Source organism: Burkholderia sp. S171, assembly GCF_009766085.1.
Lineage (GTDB): Bacteria > Pseudomonadota > Gammaproteobacteria > Burkholderiales > Burkholderiaceae > Caballeronia.
In genome coordinates, this window is record NZ_LMUF01000007.1 from 393,518 (window position 1) to 410,495 (window position 16,978).

Annotated in this window: 14 protein-coding genes and 1 other RNA gene; 6 read left to right on the top strand and 9 right to left on the bottom strand. The window is 60.8% G+C overall.

All coding sequences use genetic code 11. The features are described from left to right. Positions 1-130: 130 nt before the first annotated feature. The 8 genes from GSQ93_RS04755 to trxA all read right to left on the bottom strand — a co-directional run bounded on the left by GSQ93_RS04755 (position 131) and on the right by trxA (position 9,129). The gene (locus tag GSQ93_RS04755; protein WP_158934456.1) at positions 131-1,510 is read right to left on the bottom strand and encodes an MATE family efflux transporter; all 1,380 of its coding nucleotides are present in this window, start codon (positions 1,508-1,510) and stop codon (positions 131-133) included. Positions 1,511-1,512: 2 nt separating this feature from the next. Next, entirely contained in the window at positions 1,513-3,276 is a 1,764-nt protein-coding gene (locus GSQ93_RS04760; RefSeq protein WP_158934622.1) for a glycosyltransferase family 39 protein, read from the bottom strand. Between the two features lie 330 nt (positions 3,277-3,606). Continuing rightward, the gene (locus GSQ93_RS04765) at positions 3,607-3,861 is read right to left on the bottom strand and encodes a type B 50S ribosomal protein L31 (RefSeq protein ID WP_031356448.1); all 255 of its coding nucleotides are present in this window, start codon (positions 3,859-3,861) and stop codon (positions 3,607-3,609) included. Positions 3,862-4,048: 187 nt separating this feature from the next. Then, positions 4,049-4,888, bottom strand: coding sequence for a zinc-dependent peptidase (locus GSQ93_RS04770; RefSeq protein ID WP_158934457.1), 840 nt, complete (start codon positions 4,886-4,888; stop codon positions 4,049-4,051). Between the two features lie 37 nt (positions 4,889-4,925). Then, complete coding sequence (locus GSQ93_RS04775) at positions 4,926-6,473, bottom strand: MFS transporter (RefSeq protein ID WP_158934458.1); 1,548 nt, start codon at positions 6,471-6,473, stop codon at positions 4,926-4,928. After that, complete coding sequence (locus GSQ93_RS04780) at positions 6,473-6,952, bottom strand: MerR family transcriptional regulator (RefSeq protein ID WP_158934459.1); 480 nt, start codon at positions 6,950-6,952, stop codon at positions 6,473-6,475. Before GSQ93_RS04780 ends, GSQ93_RS04775 begins: the two co-directional genes overlap by 1 nt. Before the next feature lie 190 nt (positions 6,953-7,142). Further along, the gene (rho, locus tag GSQ93_RS04785; protein ID WP_031356444.1) at positions 7,143-8,408 is read right to left on the bottom strand and encodes a transcription termination factor Rho; all 1,266 of its coding nucleotides are present in this window, start codon (positions 8,406-8,408) and stop codon (positions 7,143-7,145) included. Positions 8,409-8,802: 394 nt separating this feature from the next. Next, the gene (trxA, locus tag GSQ93_RS04790; RefSeq protein ID WP_031356443.1) at positions 8,803-9,129 is read right to left on the bottom strand and encodes a thioredoxin TrxA; all 327 of its coding nucleotides are present in this window, start codon (positions 9,127-9,129) and stop codon (positions 8,803-8,805) included. Positions 9,130-9,521: 392 nt separating this feature from the next. Here trxA and ffs point away from each other — a divergent pair. From ffs to GSQ93_RS04820, 6 genes are all read left to right on the top strand, one after another. Beyond that, an RNA gene (ffs, locus tag GSQ93_RS04795) (signal recognition particle sRNA small type) lies at positions 9,522-9,620 on the top strand. A 324-nt stretch (positions 9,621-9,944) separates the two neighbouring features. Then, positions 9,945-12,767: a DNA polymerase III subunit gamma/tau gene (dnaX, locus tag GSQ93_RS04800; protein WP_158934460.1), complete on the top strand. Its 2,823-nt coding sequence runs from the start codon at positions 9,945-9,947 to the stop codon at positions 12,765-12,767. Between the two features lie 391 nt (positions 12,768-13,158). Next, positions 13,159-13,485, top strand: a complete 327-nt coding sequence (locus tag GSQ93_RS04805) for a YbaB/EbfC family nucleoid-associated protein (RefSeq protein WP_158934461.1) — start codon at positions 13,159-13,161, stop codon at positions 13,483-13,485. Between the two features lie 34 nt (positions 13,486-13,519). Continuing rightward, positions 13,520-14,116, top strand: coding sequence for a recombination mediator RecR (gene recR, locus GSQ93_RS04810; protein ID WP_031356440.1), 597 nt, complete (start codon positions 13,520-13,522; stop codon positions 14,114-14,116). Between the two features lie 44 nt (positions 14,117-14,160). After that, the gene (locus GSQ93_RS04815) at positions 14,161-14,385 is read left to right on the top strand and encodes a DUF1653 domain-containing protein (protein ID WP_158934462.1); all 225 of its coding nucleotides are present in this window, start codon (positions 14,161-14,163) and stop codon (positions 14,383-14,385) included. Positions 14,386-14,483: 98 nt separating this feature from the next. Continuing rightward, positions 14,484-15,689 carry a CaiB/BaiF CoA-transferase family protein gene (locus GSQ93_RS04820; protein ID WP_158934463.1) on the top strand — a complete coding sequence of 402 codons (1,206 nt, stop codon included), beginning with the start codon at positions 14,484-14,486 and terminating at the stop codon, positions 15,687-15,689. 134 nt (positions 15,690-15,823) lie between these two features. Here GSQ93_RS04820 and GSQ93_RS04825 read toward each other — a convergent pair whose 3' ends face one another. Further along, positions 15,824-16,798, bottom strand: coding sequence for an NADPH:quinone oxidoreductase family protein (locus GSQ93_RS04825; protein ID WP_158934464.1), 975 nt, complete (start codon positions 16,796-16,798; stop codon positions 15,824-15,826). Positions 16,799-16,978: the final 180 nt, after the last annotated feature.

Consider the following 16,978-nt stretch of genomic DNA (forward strand, 5'->3'; position numbering starts at 1 on the left):
CGCACTCGTTCCAGGGTGGCCAAAACGCTGGCGATTTTACCGGAGTGTTACGTCATCCTTGCCAATTGTTTTCAATTTATGACAGACATTCCAAACCCATTGCATTGAGCGCGCGGTTGTTGCATTGAACCTAAACTGGCTCGGCTCCGGTGCGGATGCGATCGTCTGGAATGTGCCGCGTGCTGATCCGCCGCCAGTAGAGAAACAGTCCTACGCCCGCCACGCCCAGGCTCACCGAGTTCGCGACCCAGAATCCGCGTGCGCCTTGCAGCCAGGCCGGCGCATAACCGCCCACGTTGAACCCGAGCACGTACCCGCCGCCCAGCCCGATGCCCCACAACGCGACCGCGTAGATGACCGTGGGGACGACCGCCACTTTATAGGCGCGCAGCACGAAAGCCGTGGTGATCTGGAGGGCATCGAAGAAATGATAGAACACGACAATGGCCAGCAACGGCATGGCCGCCGCGATCACCTGGCTGTCAGGCGTGTAGGCTTCGAGCAAGTACGGCCGCAGTGCAAACAGCGCCGCGCCGTACACGCATGCAATACCGCACGACAACGCAATGCCGTGGCGGGCGAGCGAACGGGCGGCATCGAAACGTTGCGCGCCGAGTGCTTGCGAGACGAGGGTCGCGGACGCCACGCCAATGGACAGCGGCGTCATGTAGAGCACCGCGCCAATGTTGCCGGTAATCTGATGCCCAGCCAGCGTGGTCGTGCCAAAGTGAGAGATGAACAGCGCCATGAAGGTGTATGACGTCACTTCGATCAGGTAGGACAGCCCCATCGGAATGCCGAGTTTCAGGAGTGCTTTCTGACGGCGCCAGACGGGCCAGCAAAATCGCGAAAACACGCCGAACGGCCGGAAGAACTCGACACGTACAAGCACCGTTATGCCGACCATGGCGATCAGCCAGTTGATCATCGTGCTGGCGATGGCGCAGCCTGGGCCACCCAGCGCCGGCACGCCGAAACCGCCGAAGATGAACCACAGGTTGAGCGGGACTTTCAGCATCAGCGCGCCGACTTGCAGAAACATGACCAGGCGCGGTTTGCCGACGGCGTTCGTGAGCGAGCTATAGACACGAAACGCGAGACCCGCGGGCAGTCCGAACGACAGGATGCGCAGATAGGCGAGAGTGCGGTCGTGCAGGGCGGGGGGTGTATCGGCGATTCGCAGGAGAGGTTGCGGGAAATACAGGCAGACAAAGCCGATCACCGACAACACCGCCGCCAGCCATAGCGCCTGCCGGACTTCCTCGCCAATCTCGGCTTCGCGCCGCGCACCGAACAATTGTCCGGCGATGGGCTGCAACGCCGTCAGGATGCCCGTCAAACCAATATAGACCGAGATGTAGATCGACGAACCGAGGCCGAGCGCCGCGAGATCCGTGGCGGAATATCGGCCGACCATGGCCGTATCGATCACGGCGAACGCGATAATCGCCAACTGGCCGATCAGCACCGGCCACGCCAGGGCCACGATCTTGCGGACGTCCGGCCACATGATCAGTTGCTTCCGCGATGCAGCGACTTCGGTCGCGGCCGTTTGACCGGCGCCACCGGCCGCTCGATGCGCACGTACAGCCGGAACCGCTCGTCACGGTCGGCCACGCGGCGGCCTTCCCAAACGAGCTTCCACTCGAACGCCGAGATTGAGGACGGCTCGCCGTAGTCCTGCGTGTCCTGGCGCAGGATCACGTCGCAGTCTTCATCGAAGGCGAAATGCATGCCGCCGAAATACGCGAAGGTCGCAAGCTGCGCATCGCCCAGACGCACCGGGGAAATGCAGGTGTAGTCAGGCGGTAAATGATCGGCAATCTGCTCGGCCACGTCGCGATACGTCCGGCTGTAGTTCACCACCGGCAGCCACAGCGTCATCAGCAGCACCCACATGAGCGTGGTTCCCGCACTCGACAGCACGACGCTGCGCCACAACACCTTCGGATGACGCGCAAGACGCCAGCGCGCGAGCGAGAACCAGCATATGGTCACGGCAACCGCACACACGAGCGACAAGATCTTGAATTCGGGCTGAAAACCCGGCGCAAGTCGCGCGAGATTGCGGGCAAGCGGCGCGGGGAATCCATACAAGCCCGCGGTCCAGACAAGCCAGACGAACGTGGCGAGCAGCGTGAAACTCAACATTGCGAACCAGTCGATAGCGTTGATCGCCCCGCGCTTGAGCGTGGGCAGCGCGAACGTGGCGAGCACGGACAACGGCGGCAGCAACAGCATGAACAGGCGGTTCGACTGATGACTTTGCAGGATCACCAGCACCAGCAGCGGCCCGATCACCGATAGCGGCACAGCTACGTGTGGCGAGCGGCGCAGGCCACTCCAGCTCACAAAGGTCCAGATGGCGAGCGGCCACGCCGGCCATGTGAAGAGAGGCAGGTTCTTGAGGGCGTAGGAGAGCGCCTGGATCGGCGAACCGGAAAACGAGTCGAAGCTGTTACGCCACCATTGGCGCAGCCACCAATCACCGTCGTCCGGATAGAAATGCAGCACCGGCCACACCCATGCGCCGATCAGGATCACTGCCACGGGCACGCCGAGCACGACCAGGTAGAACGGCCGCACTTCGCGCACGATCACCGTCATGGCGAGCGTGCAGATCAGGAGTGCCAGCACCAGCACCGGGCTGCTCGACAAACCCACGAAGCCGATTGCCGCCCCCCACACCAGCGCGCCCTGGATCGGCTTGTCGCAACTGCGCACGAGGCCGTAGAGCAGCATCGCGGTGCCGGCGAACTGAGCAAGCTGGGGCGTGGTTTCGTGGCCGCGTTCGGCCAGGCCGAAGCAGGCGAGCAGGATCAGCAGCGCGCCATCGGCGAGTGTGCGGCCGTAGTCGCGTGGCTCGGGCTCGCCGCCAAATGCGTATTTGAACGGTTGTGCCTCGTCGCGCCGGCCAAGCAGATACGCCGTGTACCAGACAAACGCGCAGGCGATACAAAACAGCAATCCGGTTATCACGCGGGATGCATTGCTTGCATCGACCCATGGGCTCAGCAGGCGGATAAAACCCGCGCCGAACCAGTACATGAACGGGCCATCGCCGGTAAGCGCCTTACCTACCAGGTTCGGCAGCAGCCAGTCTTTCACGCTGCCGTTGGCCATCGTCCACATCACGCCGAAGCCTGCTGCGTCCTCGTTTTTCCACGGGTCGCGGCCGAACAGTCCAAAAGACGCGTAGATGATACAAATGGCGAGCAGCAGCCAGCGCGGCAGGGCGCTGGTGGCGGAGGCGGTCAGACGGACGACATTTCGCATGCGTTTGGGCGATGGAACAGAACTGATGGAGCGCTGAGGGAGCAATGCGGCGGCGCTGGGGTCGTGCATGACACGCGAATCTCGTGCCTTGGCGGGTCGTGCGATTTTTACCGAATCCGGCATTGTAGACGGGCGGCGTCGCGCGCGTCATTGCGGTGCTCGTCAACGAGGGGTTTGACGGGGCGAGTTTGCCCGAATGGCTGCGGATTGCCGCGCCGCATGGGCCGAAGGCGGGGACCCTATACGGGGCCAGACGCGGGGCACAGACGAAAAAAAGGCAGCTTTCGCTGCCTTTTCTTCGAATCCAGCCTTGGCTGTTTTCTCGACTAATTACTTCTTTGCCGAGAATGCTGCGAACTTCTTGTTGAACTTCTCGACGCGGCCGGCCGTGTCCATGATCTTTTGGTTACCGGTGTAGAACGGATGCGATTCCGACGACACTTCGATCTTTGCCAGCGGGTACGTCTTGCCTTCGAACTCGCCGGTTTCGCGCGTGTTGATGGTCGAACGTGTGATGAACTTGAAGTCATTCGACATGTCGACGAACAGCACTTCGCGGTAATTCGGGTGAATGCCTTCTTTCATGGTCTTTCCTTGGTATCTGTTGGTAGCCAGCCCACCCGTTTTGAGGGTTTTGCGCGTGTTTGCAAGCCTATCTTGCAAACCGATCCTGCGAGCGCGAGCCACTTGCCTGAGGTCGAAAAACGTGGATTATGCCAGAAAATCAGCCGTTTGGCATGTTTTCAGGGCGCCCGGACCGACGTTTCCCGCCTCATTTCTGCGCCACCGCGGCCAGCGCCCCTATGCCCGCCGGGTCCTGCCGGTAATACCGCGCAAGCAAGCGATACAACTCCGGATATTCCTGCTCGAACGCCACGGGCTGCACGAACAGCGCCTCGCTGCAGACCGCAAAAAACTCCGACGGATGGTCGGCGGCGTAAGGGTCGATCAGCGATTCGCGCTCGAACCGGCCCCAGCGGCGCGTGGGAACGGCATCGACCTGAGCGCAGAAATGGTCGTAGGCGTGATCGAAGACGTCGTTCCAGGCGTTGGAATCGAGCGGCGCGTGCCAACGTCGAAAGAGTGGGGGATGGCCATCCGCCTCGCCATTCAGCATGTCGATCTTGTGCGCAAACTCGTGGATGACGACGTTGTACGCGTCCTCGCCGCCGGTCATCTGCGCGTCTTCCCACGACAGTACGACCGGCCCGCCTTCCCACGCCTCGCCGCTCGCATCGTGTTCAATCTCGTGCACCACGCCGGCTTCGTCCTCGACCGTCTTGCGGATCACGAACTCGCCCGGATACACAATCACGCCGACCCAGCCGCGGTACAACTCCAGGCTCAGATTCAGCACGGGCAGGCAGGCTTGCACCGCGATGGCGACAATCATCGCGTCGGTGAGCGTCAGATCGTGTGCGGTCGAGAACTCCTTTTCAGCGATAAAAAGCGTCGTACATTCGCGCAACCGGACGCGTTCGGCCTCGTCGAGATGGCCGAAAAACGGCAGGCGATCGAGTGTGTTTTGCCAAAGCGTGTCGTCGATGGCGTGTTTGCGCAGCGCCCGTTCACGACGATTCCCGCTGATCAGCCGGGTCAGGAAATTGGCCATGAGCTCTCTACTTGTCCTCTCGATGTTTTCTTGAAGCTCAATCGATCTGTTTCTGCCAGAGGGCGAACACGCCACCGCAAATCGCCACGCCCATCATGAAATAAAAACCGTCGAGCGAAGCGAGGAAACTCGCCTGTTGCGCGACCGTTCGGGCGATGGTCGCAATAGCGAGGGCGTGGGCATCGACGGCTGAATGGCCAGCCGCTGCGAAGCCATTCGCCAGCGCATTCGCGGCGTTCTGAAACTCAGGATTGTACGGATTCACGGCTTCGGCGAGCCGCGACTGATGCAACGCTTCCCGATGCTGTTCGACAATAATTACCGCCGCCGTCGCAAACGAGAGCGTCAACTGGCGCACGATATTCTTCAGCCGGTAGCCGTGCGTAAACTCCTCGATCTCGAAAATCCTGAATGTCAGATTCGCAACCGGCAACACGATGAAAAGCAGCAATAAGCCACGCAACAGCATGGGCAGGATCAGATCGCTTTGGGCCACGCCCGGCGACATTCGCGTCATCAGCCATCCGACTAGCGCCGCAATCGCAAAACCCGGCACGATGATCCACTTCTTTCGCGGCACATACTTCGTGAACTTGAAATACAGGAACAGCGCCGAACCCGAGATCAGCGACGTGATCCCGACCAGCCGGCCCGTGTTCTCGACCGGATAACCGAGTCCTTGTTCGAGGAATCGTGAGATCAGGTAGCTGAACCCCGTCGACTCGAAGTAATAGAACATGTACAGCAGCAGACCCACCTGAAACGAGCGCTCGCGCAGTGCATGAAGGCGCACGAGCGGTGCAGGGTGATGCCATTGATGCCACGCAAACCAGGCGAGGGCGCCAATACCCGCTACCGTCAGCAGCACGAGCGCGGGCGACGTACTGAAGTGCACGAAGCGCACTTGCTGCATCACGATCTGCAGCGCGCCCTGTGCAAATGCAAACAATAGATACGGCCAGAAACTCGTCGCGCCACGTTCCTCCCGCACCACATTGCCGGAATCAGGCAGGGCGATCATGGCCAGGACGGCGAATGCGAGCCCTGCGGGCGCGGTGCAGGCGAACAACGCACGCCAGTCGAAATGCGACACCAGCCAGCCGCCAAGCAAGGGCGCAACCGCGCTGCTGCCCACAATCAGGATCAGGAAAGCCCGCGTTGCACTGGCGCGTTTTTGCGGCGTAAAGCTCACCTGGATCAGGATGCGGCAGGCGCCCATCATCGGACCGATGAAATAGCCTTGCAAACCGCGCGTGAACATCAGTTGCAGGGAGGTTTCGGTGAGCGCAGACAACATCGCGCCGCACGCGTACAGCAGCATGCAGCCGGCCACGTATCGGCGGTGCCCGAGACGGTCCACCCACCATTGCTGCTGCAAAATCCCGAGCACGGCGGCGACCGCGTAAGCACTCGACGACCACACGAGTTCGTCAGGCGATGCATTGATGCCGCCTGCAATGTAGCTGGCGAAAAACGAGAAGATGGCGTTGTCGAAGTAATCCAGCCCGGTCACGAGCGCGAGCACCCACGGGAAAAAGTCACCGCGCAAACGCTCGACGCTGAACACCGGCGCCCGCGCGCTCATTACTTCTTGCTCCCGGCCTTTGCGCTCGCCTTCGATCTTTGTTCGAGCAGCGCATCGGCAGGCTGGCCGGCGAGCCGCGCTTCCACATAGTCCAGGTCGAGACGCAGTTCGGCGCGCACCGCCTGCGCTTCTTTCAGCTCGCGGCGCACGGATTCAATGCGCGTATCGATTGCATCAAGTTGCTGCTGCAGACCCTGGCGGATATCCGCCAGCGAATCCGGCGAATAGCGGTTCTGGCCAGCTTCCGTTTTTTCGAGCGGCCGCTTGAGCATCTCCACAATGCCATGCAGCGAAAACCCCAGCGATCGCAGCCTCAAGATCCGCCCAAAGCGTTCCAGGTCGTTTTCGTCATAGAGCCGATAACGCCCCTCGCTCCGGCTGGGCGTTACGAGACCGCGTTCTTCATAGTATTTCAGGGTGCGTGGGGTGACGCCGAGGCGTTCGGCGGCGTCGCGTACGGTGAGCAGTTCGGTGGACATGGCGCTGGCCGATGGTTTTATCGGCGAATGATGGCGTCCCGAAATTATAGACCAACATGAACGTGAACGTTCACGTCTACAATCGAGTCACTTGTTTCGACGGACGAAAAAAAGCCGCCCGCGAATGCGGACGGCTTTCATGTTTCGAACCAGCGCGTTGGATTAACTATGTTGAATTAACTATGTCGGATTAACTACCACCGCGACGCATCAAGTCGAAGAATTCAGCGTTGTTCTTGGTTTGACGGATTTTGTCGAGCAGGAATTCCATGGACTCGACTTCGTCCATGTCGTGAATGAACTTGCGCAGCACCCAGACTTTTTGCAGCAGGTCCGGCTTGATCAGCAGTTCTTCGCGACGCGTGCCCGACTTGTTCAGGTTGATCGACGGATACACGCGCTTTTCAGCAAGACGGCGTTCCAGATGCACTTCCATGTTGCCGGTGCCCTTGAACTCTTCGTAGATCACGTCGTCCATCCGGCTGCCGGTTTCAATCAGTGCCGTGCCGATGATGGTCAGCGATCCGCCTTCCTCAATATTACGTGCCGCGCCGAAGAAGCGCTTCGGGCGTTGCAGTGCATTCGCGTCCACACCGCCGGTCAACACCTTGCCCGACGCCGGGACAACCGTGTTGTAAGCGCGTGCGAGACGGGTGATGGAGTCGAGCAGGATCACGACGTCGTGCTTCATTTCGACCAGGCGCTTGGCCTTTTCGATCACCATTTCCGCGACTTGCACGTGGCGTGCGGCGGGTTCGTCGAAGGTGGAGGCAATCACTTCACCGACCACTGAGCGCTGCATTTCCGTCACTTCTTCCGGCCGTTCGTCGATCAGCAGCACGAACAGCACGATGTCCGGGTGGTTCGATTTGATCGCATGCGCAATGTGCTGCAGCATCACGGTCTTGCCCGATTTCGGCGATGCCACCAGCAACCCGCGTTGACCCTTGCCGATAGGCGAGATCATGTCGATGATCCGGCCCGTCACGTTCTCTTCACCGCGCATTTCGCGCTCGAGCGGCATCGGCTTGTTCGGATGCAGCGGCGTCAGGTTTTCAAACATGATCTTGTGCTTCGAGGCTTCCGGCGCCTGGCCGTTGACCTTGTCCACCTTGACCAGTGCAAAGTAACGCTCGCCGTCTTTCGGCGTACGCACTTCACCTTCGATGGTGTCGCCTGTGTGCAGATTGAAGCGGCGGATCTGCGACGGGCTGATGTAGATGTCGTCTGTGCTGGCGAGATACGAAGTCTCGGGCGAGCGGAGGAAGCCGAAGCCGTCGGGTAAAACTTCGAGCGTGCCGTCGCCGAAGATCGTGTCGCCGGTCTTGGCGCGCTTTTTAAGAATCGCGAACATCAATTCCTGCTTGCGCAGTCGATTGGCGTTTTCGATCTCCAGGCCATTGGCCATTTCGATCAATGCGGAGACGTGCTGAGACTTGAGCTCGGATAAATGCATACGGATTTCCCGCCAGGGAGAAGAGGTACAACAGAGAATTTGGGAGGAGAAGTGAGCTGAACGCTCAAGGACCTAAACGTCTTGCCGTCTTAAGAAACATCTTGCAGTCTTAGGATTCTAGCATAGCACATGCCGACAGGGCCTCGGGTGGCCGTGGTGACAGTGTGATTCGTTCATGTTGTGGCATCACAACAATCGGCTGGAATCTCACGTGAAGCTAACTGCTTTTGCTGTCTTTACTTGGTTTTATTGATGCTGCCCGGATTGAACCAGGCTTAAGTGTCGGGCCGTGTCGCTGGAAGGCAGTTGTTCCGCGAGAGCCGGAAATGCCATTGCTGGCTTTCCGGCTTCGAGTCACCACTTCAAGTCACAACGTCGACCCTGCCGCTTCAAATCACAGGTTGCTGTCCAGAAACGCGGTCAGTTGCGACTTGGACAATGCGCCGACCTTCTGCGCGGCAACTGCACCATTCTTGAACAGGATGAGCGTGGGGATACCGCGCACTCCAAACTTCACCGGTGTCGACTGATGCTCGTCCACATTGATCTTCGCGATCTGCAGGCGGTCGCCGTAATCCTTGGCCACTTCGTCGAGGATCGGAGCAATCATCTTGCAAGGGCCGCACCATTCTGCCCAGAAATCGAGCAAGACGGGTTTATCCGATTTCGTGACGTCCTGGTCAAAGGATGCGTCGCTGATATGTTTGATCGATTCGCTCATTATGTGAATACCTCTATGAATTCGAGGCCCGCGTTTGAATGCTCGCCACGATACACCAAAACAGGAAATAGTTCGCCGCGCTGCGGGGTGTAGAGCCGCTCGCTTGGATGGGCGCATACCGTTGCCGGAAAAGCCGCGTTCTGCCCGCCACACGGTGATTAGCCGGTGCTTCAAATTGTCATCTTAGCTTACTTTGCTATCTGTTGCCGGGTACCGATAGGCCCCTTCTGGGTGAATCTCCAGCGTGGGATTTCGATGCCTGTTTTATACAGCGAGCCTATCCGACAAGGCTGCTGGCCGCAGGTCACGCATATTGCGATTGCGCGCCTGAATTGCAATAGCGCTCACCGTGGTAGTGGGCGCGGCGATCCTTCTCTGATATGATTCTCCGTGACGGGCCTCCTCGCATGGTGGCGCGGTCAACCTGGTCAGGTCGGGAACGAAGCAGCCACAGCCGTTTTCTACCAGTGCCGAGGGTCGGGCTCGTCACCTTCGCTTTTCTTGTTTGTTTTTCGTTATCCTCTAGTTGTTCTCAGTCTTTCGTTGTATTCGTCACACCCCTCGCACACCCCCGTAGTTTCCCCAGCGTCTCATCGGTTTATCCCTCGTTTCAAGCTTCCTTTGTTCCAAGCCCCGGACGTCCTGTCAGTGTTTGTGTTTTTTCGTGCGCTCGCTTCCCCGTTTTCCATCGACCTTTTTGCCGCTCAAGAAGCCGTTGCGCCCGTATGCGGTGCAGGTTTCTGGGCGCGCCTCCATAGGCGCGTACCCCGCGGCGAAACGCTTTTGCCTCTTGACGTTGCTGATACAATTTCGGCATGACCTATCAAGTTCTCGCACGCAAGTGGCGGCCCAAATCTTTCGCTTCGCTCGTCGGCCAGGAGCACGTGGTTCGCGCGCTTACGCATGCGCTCGACGGCGGACGGCTGCACCACGCTTATTTGTTCACCGGCACCCGGGGCGTCGGCAAGACGACGTTGTCGCGGATCTTCGCCAAGGCGCTCAATTGCGAAACCGGCGTGACATCCACGCCGTGTGGCGTATGCCGGGCGTGCAAGGAGATCGATGAGGGACGGTTTGTCGATTATGTCGAGATGGACGCGGCCAGTAATCGCGGCGTGGACGAAATGGCCGCGTTGCTCGAACGCGCGGTGTACGCCCCGGTTGATGCGCGTTTCAAGGTCTACATGATCGACGAAGTGCACATGCTCACGAACCACGCGTTCAACGCCATGTTGAAGACGCTGGAAGAGCCGCCTGCACACGTCAAGTTCATCCTCGCCACCACCGACCCCCAGAAGATTCCGGTCACCGTCCTGTCACGCTGCCTGCAGTTCAATCTGAAGCAGATGCCGGCCGGGCAGATCGTGGGGCATCTGGAACATGTGCTTGGTGAAGAGCAGATTCCGTTCGAGGCGCAGGCGTTGCGGCTCTTGTCGCGTGCCGCCGACGGCAGCATGCGCGACGCGCTTTCGCTCACCGACCAGGCCATCGCGTATTCGGCGAATCAGGTTACCGAGGAGGCCGTGCGCGGCATGCTCGGCGCGCTCGACCAGAGTTATCTGATCCGCTTGCTCGATACGCTCGCGGCGGGCGACGGGCAAGGCGTGCTTGGCATCGCGGACGAAATGGCGTTGCGCAGTTTGTCGTTTTCCACAGCGCTGCAGGATCTGGCTGGCTTATTACACCGAATTGCGTGGGCGCAATACGCGCCGGCTTCGGTGCTGGACGAATGGCCGGAGGCCGCCGATATCCGCCGTTTCGCCGACTTGCTCAGCGCCGAGCACGTGCAGCTGTTCTATCAGATTGCAACGATCGGGCGCGGCGAGTTGGGTCTGGCTCCCGATGAATACGCCGGGTTCACCATGACCCTGTTGCGCATGCTTGCGTTCGAACCCGCGGGTGGTCCGGGTGGAGGCAGTGGGGGCGGCGCGCGGGTGAGGCAAGCGGTTGTGGGTTCGCCCAGTGTAGGAACGCGTGACTCGGCGCCGAGTGGTGTTGCAGCCGGTGGGGCGGGTTTGTCGGTTGCCAGTGCTTCGAAGCCGGTGATGAATCGCGTGACCTCTATCGCCGCGACCGGTTCGGATCGCGAAAAAGCGCCGTTGCTGCAGGATGCGGGTCAATCGGCGGTGACCGGGCACCGTGCTGCTGCGGATGGGCGCGATTCGGCTTCCACGCCGGTGGCGGGGACAGGATCCGTCCCGCGTGAAAATCGTGCGGCAACCAGTGACGATGTCGTGCAAAGCGTCGCGAGTGAGGCGGCGCGGGCGATCGCGGAGCCTATCGGTACCCCTGCCGTTGCGCAGGCTCGTGTCATCGACCCGGAAGATGCATTGCAACGGAAGGTCGAAGCGCCGACGGACAAGGCTGCCGCCGAGCGTGACGACGGGGCGAAGGTAGGCGCAGTGGATGTGCAGAACGCTCCAGCGACCGTTCCTGCTGAAACCAAGTCCCCTGAAGCAGCATTATCTCTAGATCCGCAGCCTTCCGCCGACACGCCTTCGTCATCTGCCAGTTCCCATGCTTCGCCCGACGTCTTGGCTGCGCCTGAGTCCGAACCTGATTCCGACTCCACGGCGCTGGCTGCTGCCGCTCAGGAACTCATCGATCGCGCCGCTGCGGATCGGCCGGAAAATCGGGTCGATAACTGTGTCGATACCCGCGTCGTGCCGCCGGCTGAAAAAATCCCATCGCCACGTGCGACCGGCGGTGCCAGCGCCGCGCTCGATGTGTTGCGTAGCGCCGGCAATCGGGTGTCGTCGGATCGCGGGGCGCGTGCTCCCGAACCCGTGCGCAAACCCGCAACCCCCAAGGCGACGCCTGCCGTGCAGGTTCCTGTGCCGCGCCGGCCGGCTGCTTCAGCTGATCGAAGCGCAGCATCCGCAGCGGGCGACGCCAGGTTCGGCGGTGCGCAGCCGAACGCGAACGGCAATGATACAAATGCCGGAGCGCCGCGCGGCGCTAACGGCGCTGGCGCTATCGCCAGCAAGAACGCCGGTGGCGCAACCCCGCCATGGGAAGAAATGCCGCTGGACGACTATCAACCGGTGTCGTCGGAAGAGGGCTATTTCATGCCGCCCGACGATGGCTTCATGCCGGCGTTTGACAGCGGCCCCGACGACCTGCGCTTCAACGATGCGCCCGCGGCCAAGCCAGGGCCCAGAGTCGATGCACGTCCGCTGCCTCCCGCCGTTCCGCTCGATGCCATTGGCGTGAACGGTGACTGGCCAACGCTTGCCGTGGATTTGCCGCTGAAGGGTATCGCTTACCAACTCGCCTTCAATAGCGAGTTGACCGCGTGCGACGACGCATCCATCACGCTTGCCGTGCCGGTCCCGCAATACGCCGAGAGCGCACAGGTCGCGAAGCTGAAGGCCGCATTAACCGATAAGCTCGGCCGGTCGATCGACGTGAACGTGAATGTCGGCCCGGCGCGTCGCACGGCCGCCGCGGTCGACGCCGCTGCTCGCGCGCAGCGCCAGCAGGAGGCGGAGCAGGAGATTACGCAGAACCCGTTCGTGCAGTCGCTGATCCGCGATTTCGGCGCGAGTATCGTGCAAGGTTCGATCAAGCCGCTGGTATCGACGCTGGTTTCTGGTAACGCGCAGGATGGCGGCCAGAACGCGGCATCGGCGAACTGATGTTTTTGCTGTGGGCGAAGAGTTCGGCGCGGTAGGGCGGCAGAACTTTGCGGACGCTGCATAGCAGGCAAGCACGCAGCGTTCAAGCGCTGAAAGCCGTTATGCTACGCAACCCGTTAGAACGATGGGAAGCGAGAAAGCCAGAACCCCCGCGGGGCGAACGAGTCAGACCGGGAGAGCTGGTAAGCACGGAGGTGAGAAATCCCTTCATGCCGGACGGCTCGAATGAATATCGAAACACGCGCTGTAAGGCATATAAAGTACGCGCTGCAAGGCATATAAAGCAAGCAAGGCAACATCCATCACCCATTTAAAGCCGGCGCGGAGCCGATCCCGAACCGCGCGGCATGCGCTCATTCTCTTTACCCCGTTTCCAGCAAGGAGCCCGACCATGATGAAGAACCAACTCGCCGGCTTGATGAAGCAAGCTCAGCAGATGCAGGACAACATGAAGAAGATGCAGGACGAACTCGCCCTGGTCGAAGTGGAAGGACAGTCCGGCGCCGGTCTCGTGAAGGTGACCATGACGTGCAAGAACGACGTCCGCCGCGTGACGATCGACCCGAGCCTGCTCGCCGACGACAAGGACATGCTGGAAGACCTCGTTGCCGCTGCGTTCAACGACGCCGTGCGTAAAGCCGAAGCCACCACGCAGGAAAAGATGAGCGGCATGACGGCCGGCATGCCGATGCCGCCGGGCTTCAAGCTGCCGTTCTAAATTCTCAACCCTCAGAGCATAGGGTTCCAAGCGCATGAAACAACCTTCCGCCTTGTCGGCGCTCGTCGAAGCGCTGCGCGCGCTGCCGGGCGTGGGTCCCAAGTCGGCTCAGCGCATGGCCTATCACCTGATGCAGCACGATCGGCCGGGCGCTGAAAAGCTCGGCCGATCGCTGATGTTCGCCACCGAGCATCTGCAGCATTGCGAGAAGTGCAACACGTTCACCGAGGCTGCGATCTGCGAAGTCTGCATCGACCCCGAACGCGATCCGGAATTGCTCTGCGTGGTCGAAACGCCCGCTGACCAGATCATGCTCGAACAGACGCTGACGTATCGCGGGCTGTATTTCGTGCTGATGGGACGGCTGAGTCCGCTCGACGGCATTGGGCCGAAAGAGATCCATTTCGATCGCCTGATCCAGCGCGCCACCGACGGCCTCGTAAAGGAAATCGTGCTCGCCACGAACTTTACGAATGAAGGTGAGGCGACCGCGCATTACCTCGCACAGACGCTCAAGTCCAAGGGCCTGAAGGTGACGCGCCTTGCTCGCGGCGTGCCGGTAGGCGGCGAGCTCGAATACGTTGATGCGGGCACGATCGCGCGTGCAATGCTTGACCGGCGCTCAGTTTAGAGCGCAGTTTGCAGACCTTAGTGACATCGCAACAAGGCAACAACATGACCGAAGCAGAAGCATTGACGCTCGCCACGCACCGGCATTACAAGGGCGGTTTATATCGCGTGATCGGCGTGGCGCGGCATTCAGAGACGGAAGAGCCGATGATTGTTTATGAGCATCTCTGGCCGCACGATCATGGCCTGTGGGTGCGTCCGGCGGAACTGTTTAACGGCGCGCTCGCCGACGGTTCGCCGCGGTTCAAGGCACTCGATATTCCGCTGTAAAGGCGGTGGGTGCTAAAGGCGGCTCCGGCCGCTTGAGCTACTTATGCCATTCAAGCCGCTGTGAAAACCGCTGTAAAAACGACAACGAAGGAGACACCATGAGCGTTTCTACGGGACCGCTCGCCGGCGTCAAGGTGCTCGAACTCGGTACGCTGATCGCCGGGCCGTTCGCCGCGCGCTTCATGGGCGAGTTCGGCGCCGACGTGATCAAGATCGAAGATCCGAACGGCGGCGATCCGCTGCGCAAATGGCGCAAGCTGTATCCGGAAGTAGGCGGGACATCGCTATGGTGGGCCGTCCAGGCACGCAATAAAAAGTCGGTGACGGTCAATCTCAAGTCTCCTGACGGCAAGGAAATCGTCCGGCGGCTGGCGAAGGAAGCCGATATTGTTGTCGAGAATTTCCGGCCCGGCTTGCTCGAAAAACTCGGGCTGGGTTATGAGGTGTTATCCGCCGAGAACCCCGGCCTCGTGATGGTGCGGCTGTCGGGCTATGGGCAGACCGGGCCGTATCGCGACCGGCCGGGTTTTGGCGCCATCGCCGAGTCGATGGGCGGATTGCGCCACATCACCGGTTACCCGGACCTGCCGCCGCCGCGCATTGGCATTTCCATTGGCGACTCCATTGCAGCGCTGCATGGCGTGATCGGCGCGTTGATGGCGCTGCATCACCGGCAAGCGAATGGCGGCAAGGGACAAGTGGTCGATGTTGCGCTGTACGAAGCCGTCTTCAATATGATGGAAAGCGTCGTACCAGAATACGGCGTGTACGGCATGATCCGCGAGCGCACGGGTGCGTCGCTGCCGGGCATCGTGCCGTCGAATACGTATCCGTGCCGCGACGGCAGCATTGTGATTGGCGGCAACAGCGATCCGATCTTCAAACGGCTCATGTTCGCGATCGGCCGCGAAGATCTGGGCAACGATCCCACGCTGGCATCGAATGACGGGCGTGTGCCGCGCACACGGGAAATTGACGACGCTATCCGCGTATGGCTTTGCACCCGTTCCATAGATGAGGCACTTGCCGTGCTGAACGCCGCCGATGTTCCCGCAGGCCGAATCTACAGCGTGGCCGATATGTTCACCGATCCGCAATACATCGCGCGCCAGATGATCCAGCATTTTCCCTGGCAGGATGGTCGGGACATCGCGCTGCCGAACGTCACGCCGAAGTTGTCGGAGACGCCGGGCGAGACGCGCTGGCTTGGCCCGCAACTCGGCGAACACACCGATGAAGTCCTGCGATCGCTCGGGTATGAGCCTGACGAGATTGCGCGGCTGCGGGCGAACAACGCGATTTAAGTCTTTCCACGTCGGCAGGCCGCCAACGAATAAAAGCTTTTGAGCCTGGTCTCGGCGCCCGAGGCCGGCTGGCGCATCCCGCAAGCTGAAAAGCGTTGTTAGTGCGCCGCGGTCATGCATCCCATCGCAAGACGTCACGGTTCGATCACGATCTTCCCCGTCACGCGCCGGCTGGCCATGTCGTTCAATGCCTCGGCGGTTTGTTCAAGAGCGTAGCGCTTCGTCACGTGCGGTCGTACCCGGCCATCCTTGATCCAGCCAAAAATCTGCTGCAACGCGGCAGTCGCCAGATCGGGCTCGCGCTGGATATGCTGGCCCCAGAAAACGCCAACTATACTCGCGCCTTTTAGCAGCGCGAGGTTGAGCGGCAGCTTCGGGATCTCGCCATTCGCAAACCCGACCACGAGATACCGGCCACGCCACCCGATGCTGCGAAAAGCCGGCTCAGCATACTCGCCGCCGACCGGGTCGTAGATGACATCCGGCCCTTTCCCGTCTGTCAGCGCCTTAATCTGGTCGCGCAGGTTTTCGCTCGTGTAGTCGATGGTGGCGTCCGCGCCGTGTTCCACGCACAACGCGAGCTTTTCCGGACTCGATGCCGCCGCAATCACGCGCGCACCGAGTGCCTTGCCAATTTCCACCGCCGCCAGCCCGACGCCGCCCGCCGCGCCCAGCACGAGCATGGTTTCACCGGCCTTCAATGCACCCCGGTCGACCACGGCGTGGTGCGAGGTGCCGTACGCAAGCGTAATGGCCGCAGCGCTGGCGAAGTCGATGTCGTCGGGCAATGGCATACACGCCGCCTCGCTCGCCAGCGCCTGCTCGGCGAATGCGCCTTGCGCCGTGTAGGCCGCGACCCGCATGCCGGGTTTCAACCGCTTGACGTCAGGGCCCACGGCCCGCACCACACCCGCGAACTCGGAGCCTGGCGTGAACGGCAGTTCGGGCTTCATCTGGTACTTGTTCTGGATCACGAGGACGTCAGGGAAGTTCACGCTGGCCGCGCGTACGTCGATCACAACCTGGCCCGGCCCGGGCTGGAGATCAGGGAGCGTTTCCAGGACGAGGGACTGCGGTGGTCCGTACTGGTTGCATCGAATGGCGCGCATGGTGTCTCCGGTGAAATTATCGTGATCTGGCAGTGTAGATCAGGGCTGCATGAGCGTCCTTCTGCTGCTGCTGCGTTAGCCGAAAGGTCTAGAAAACGCGTGCAATTTGGCGACTGTAGAGCGCCTTAGCAGACCGTTTGGCCGAGTGTCCCGCCGTCGATCCGCGGGCCTTCCTTCCTC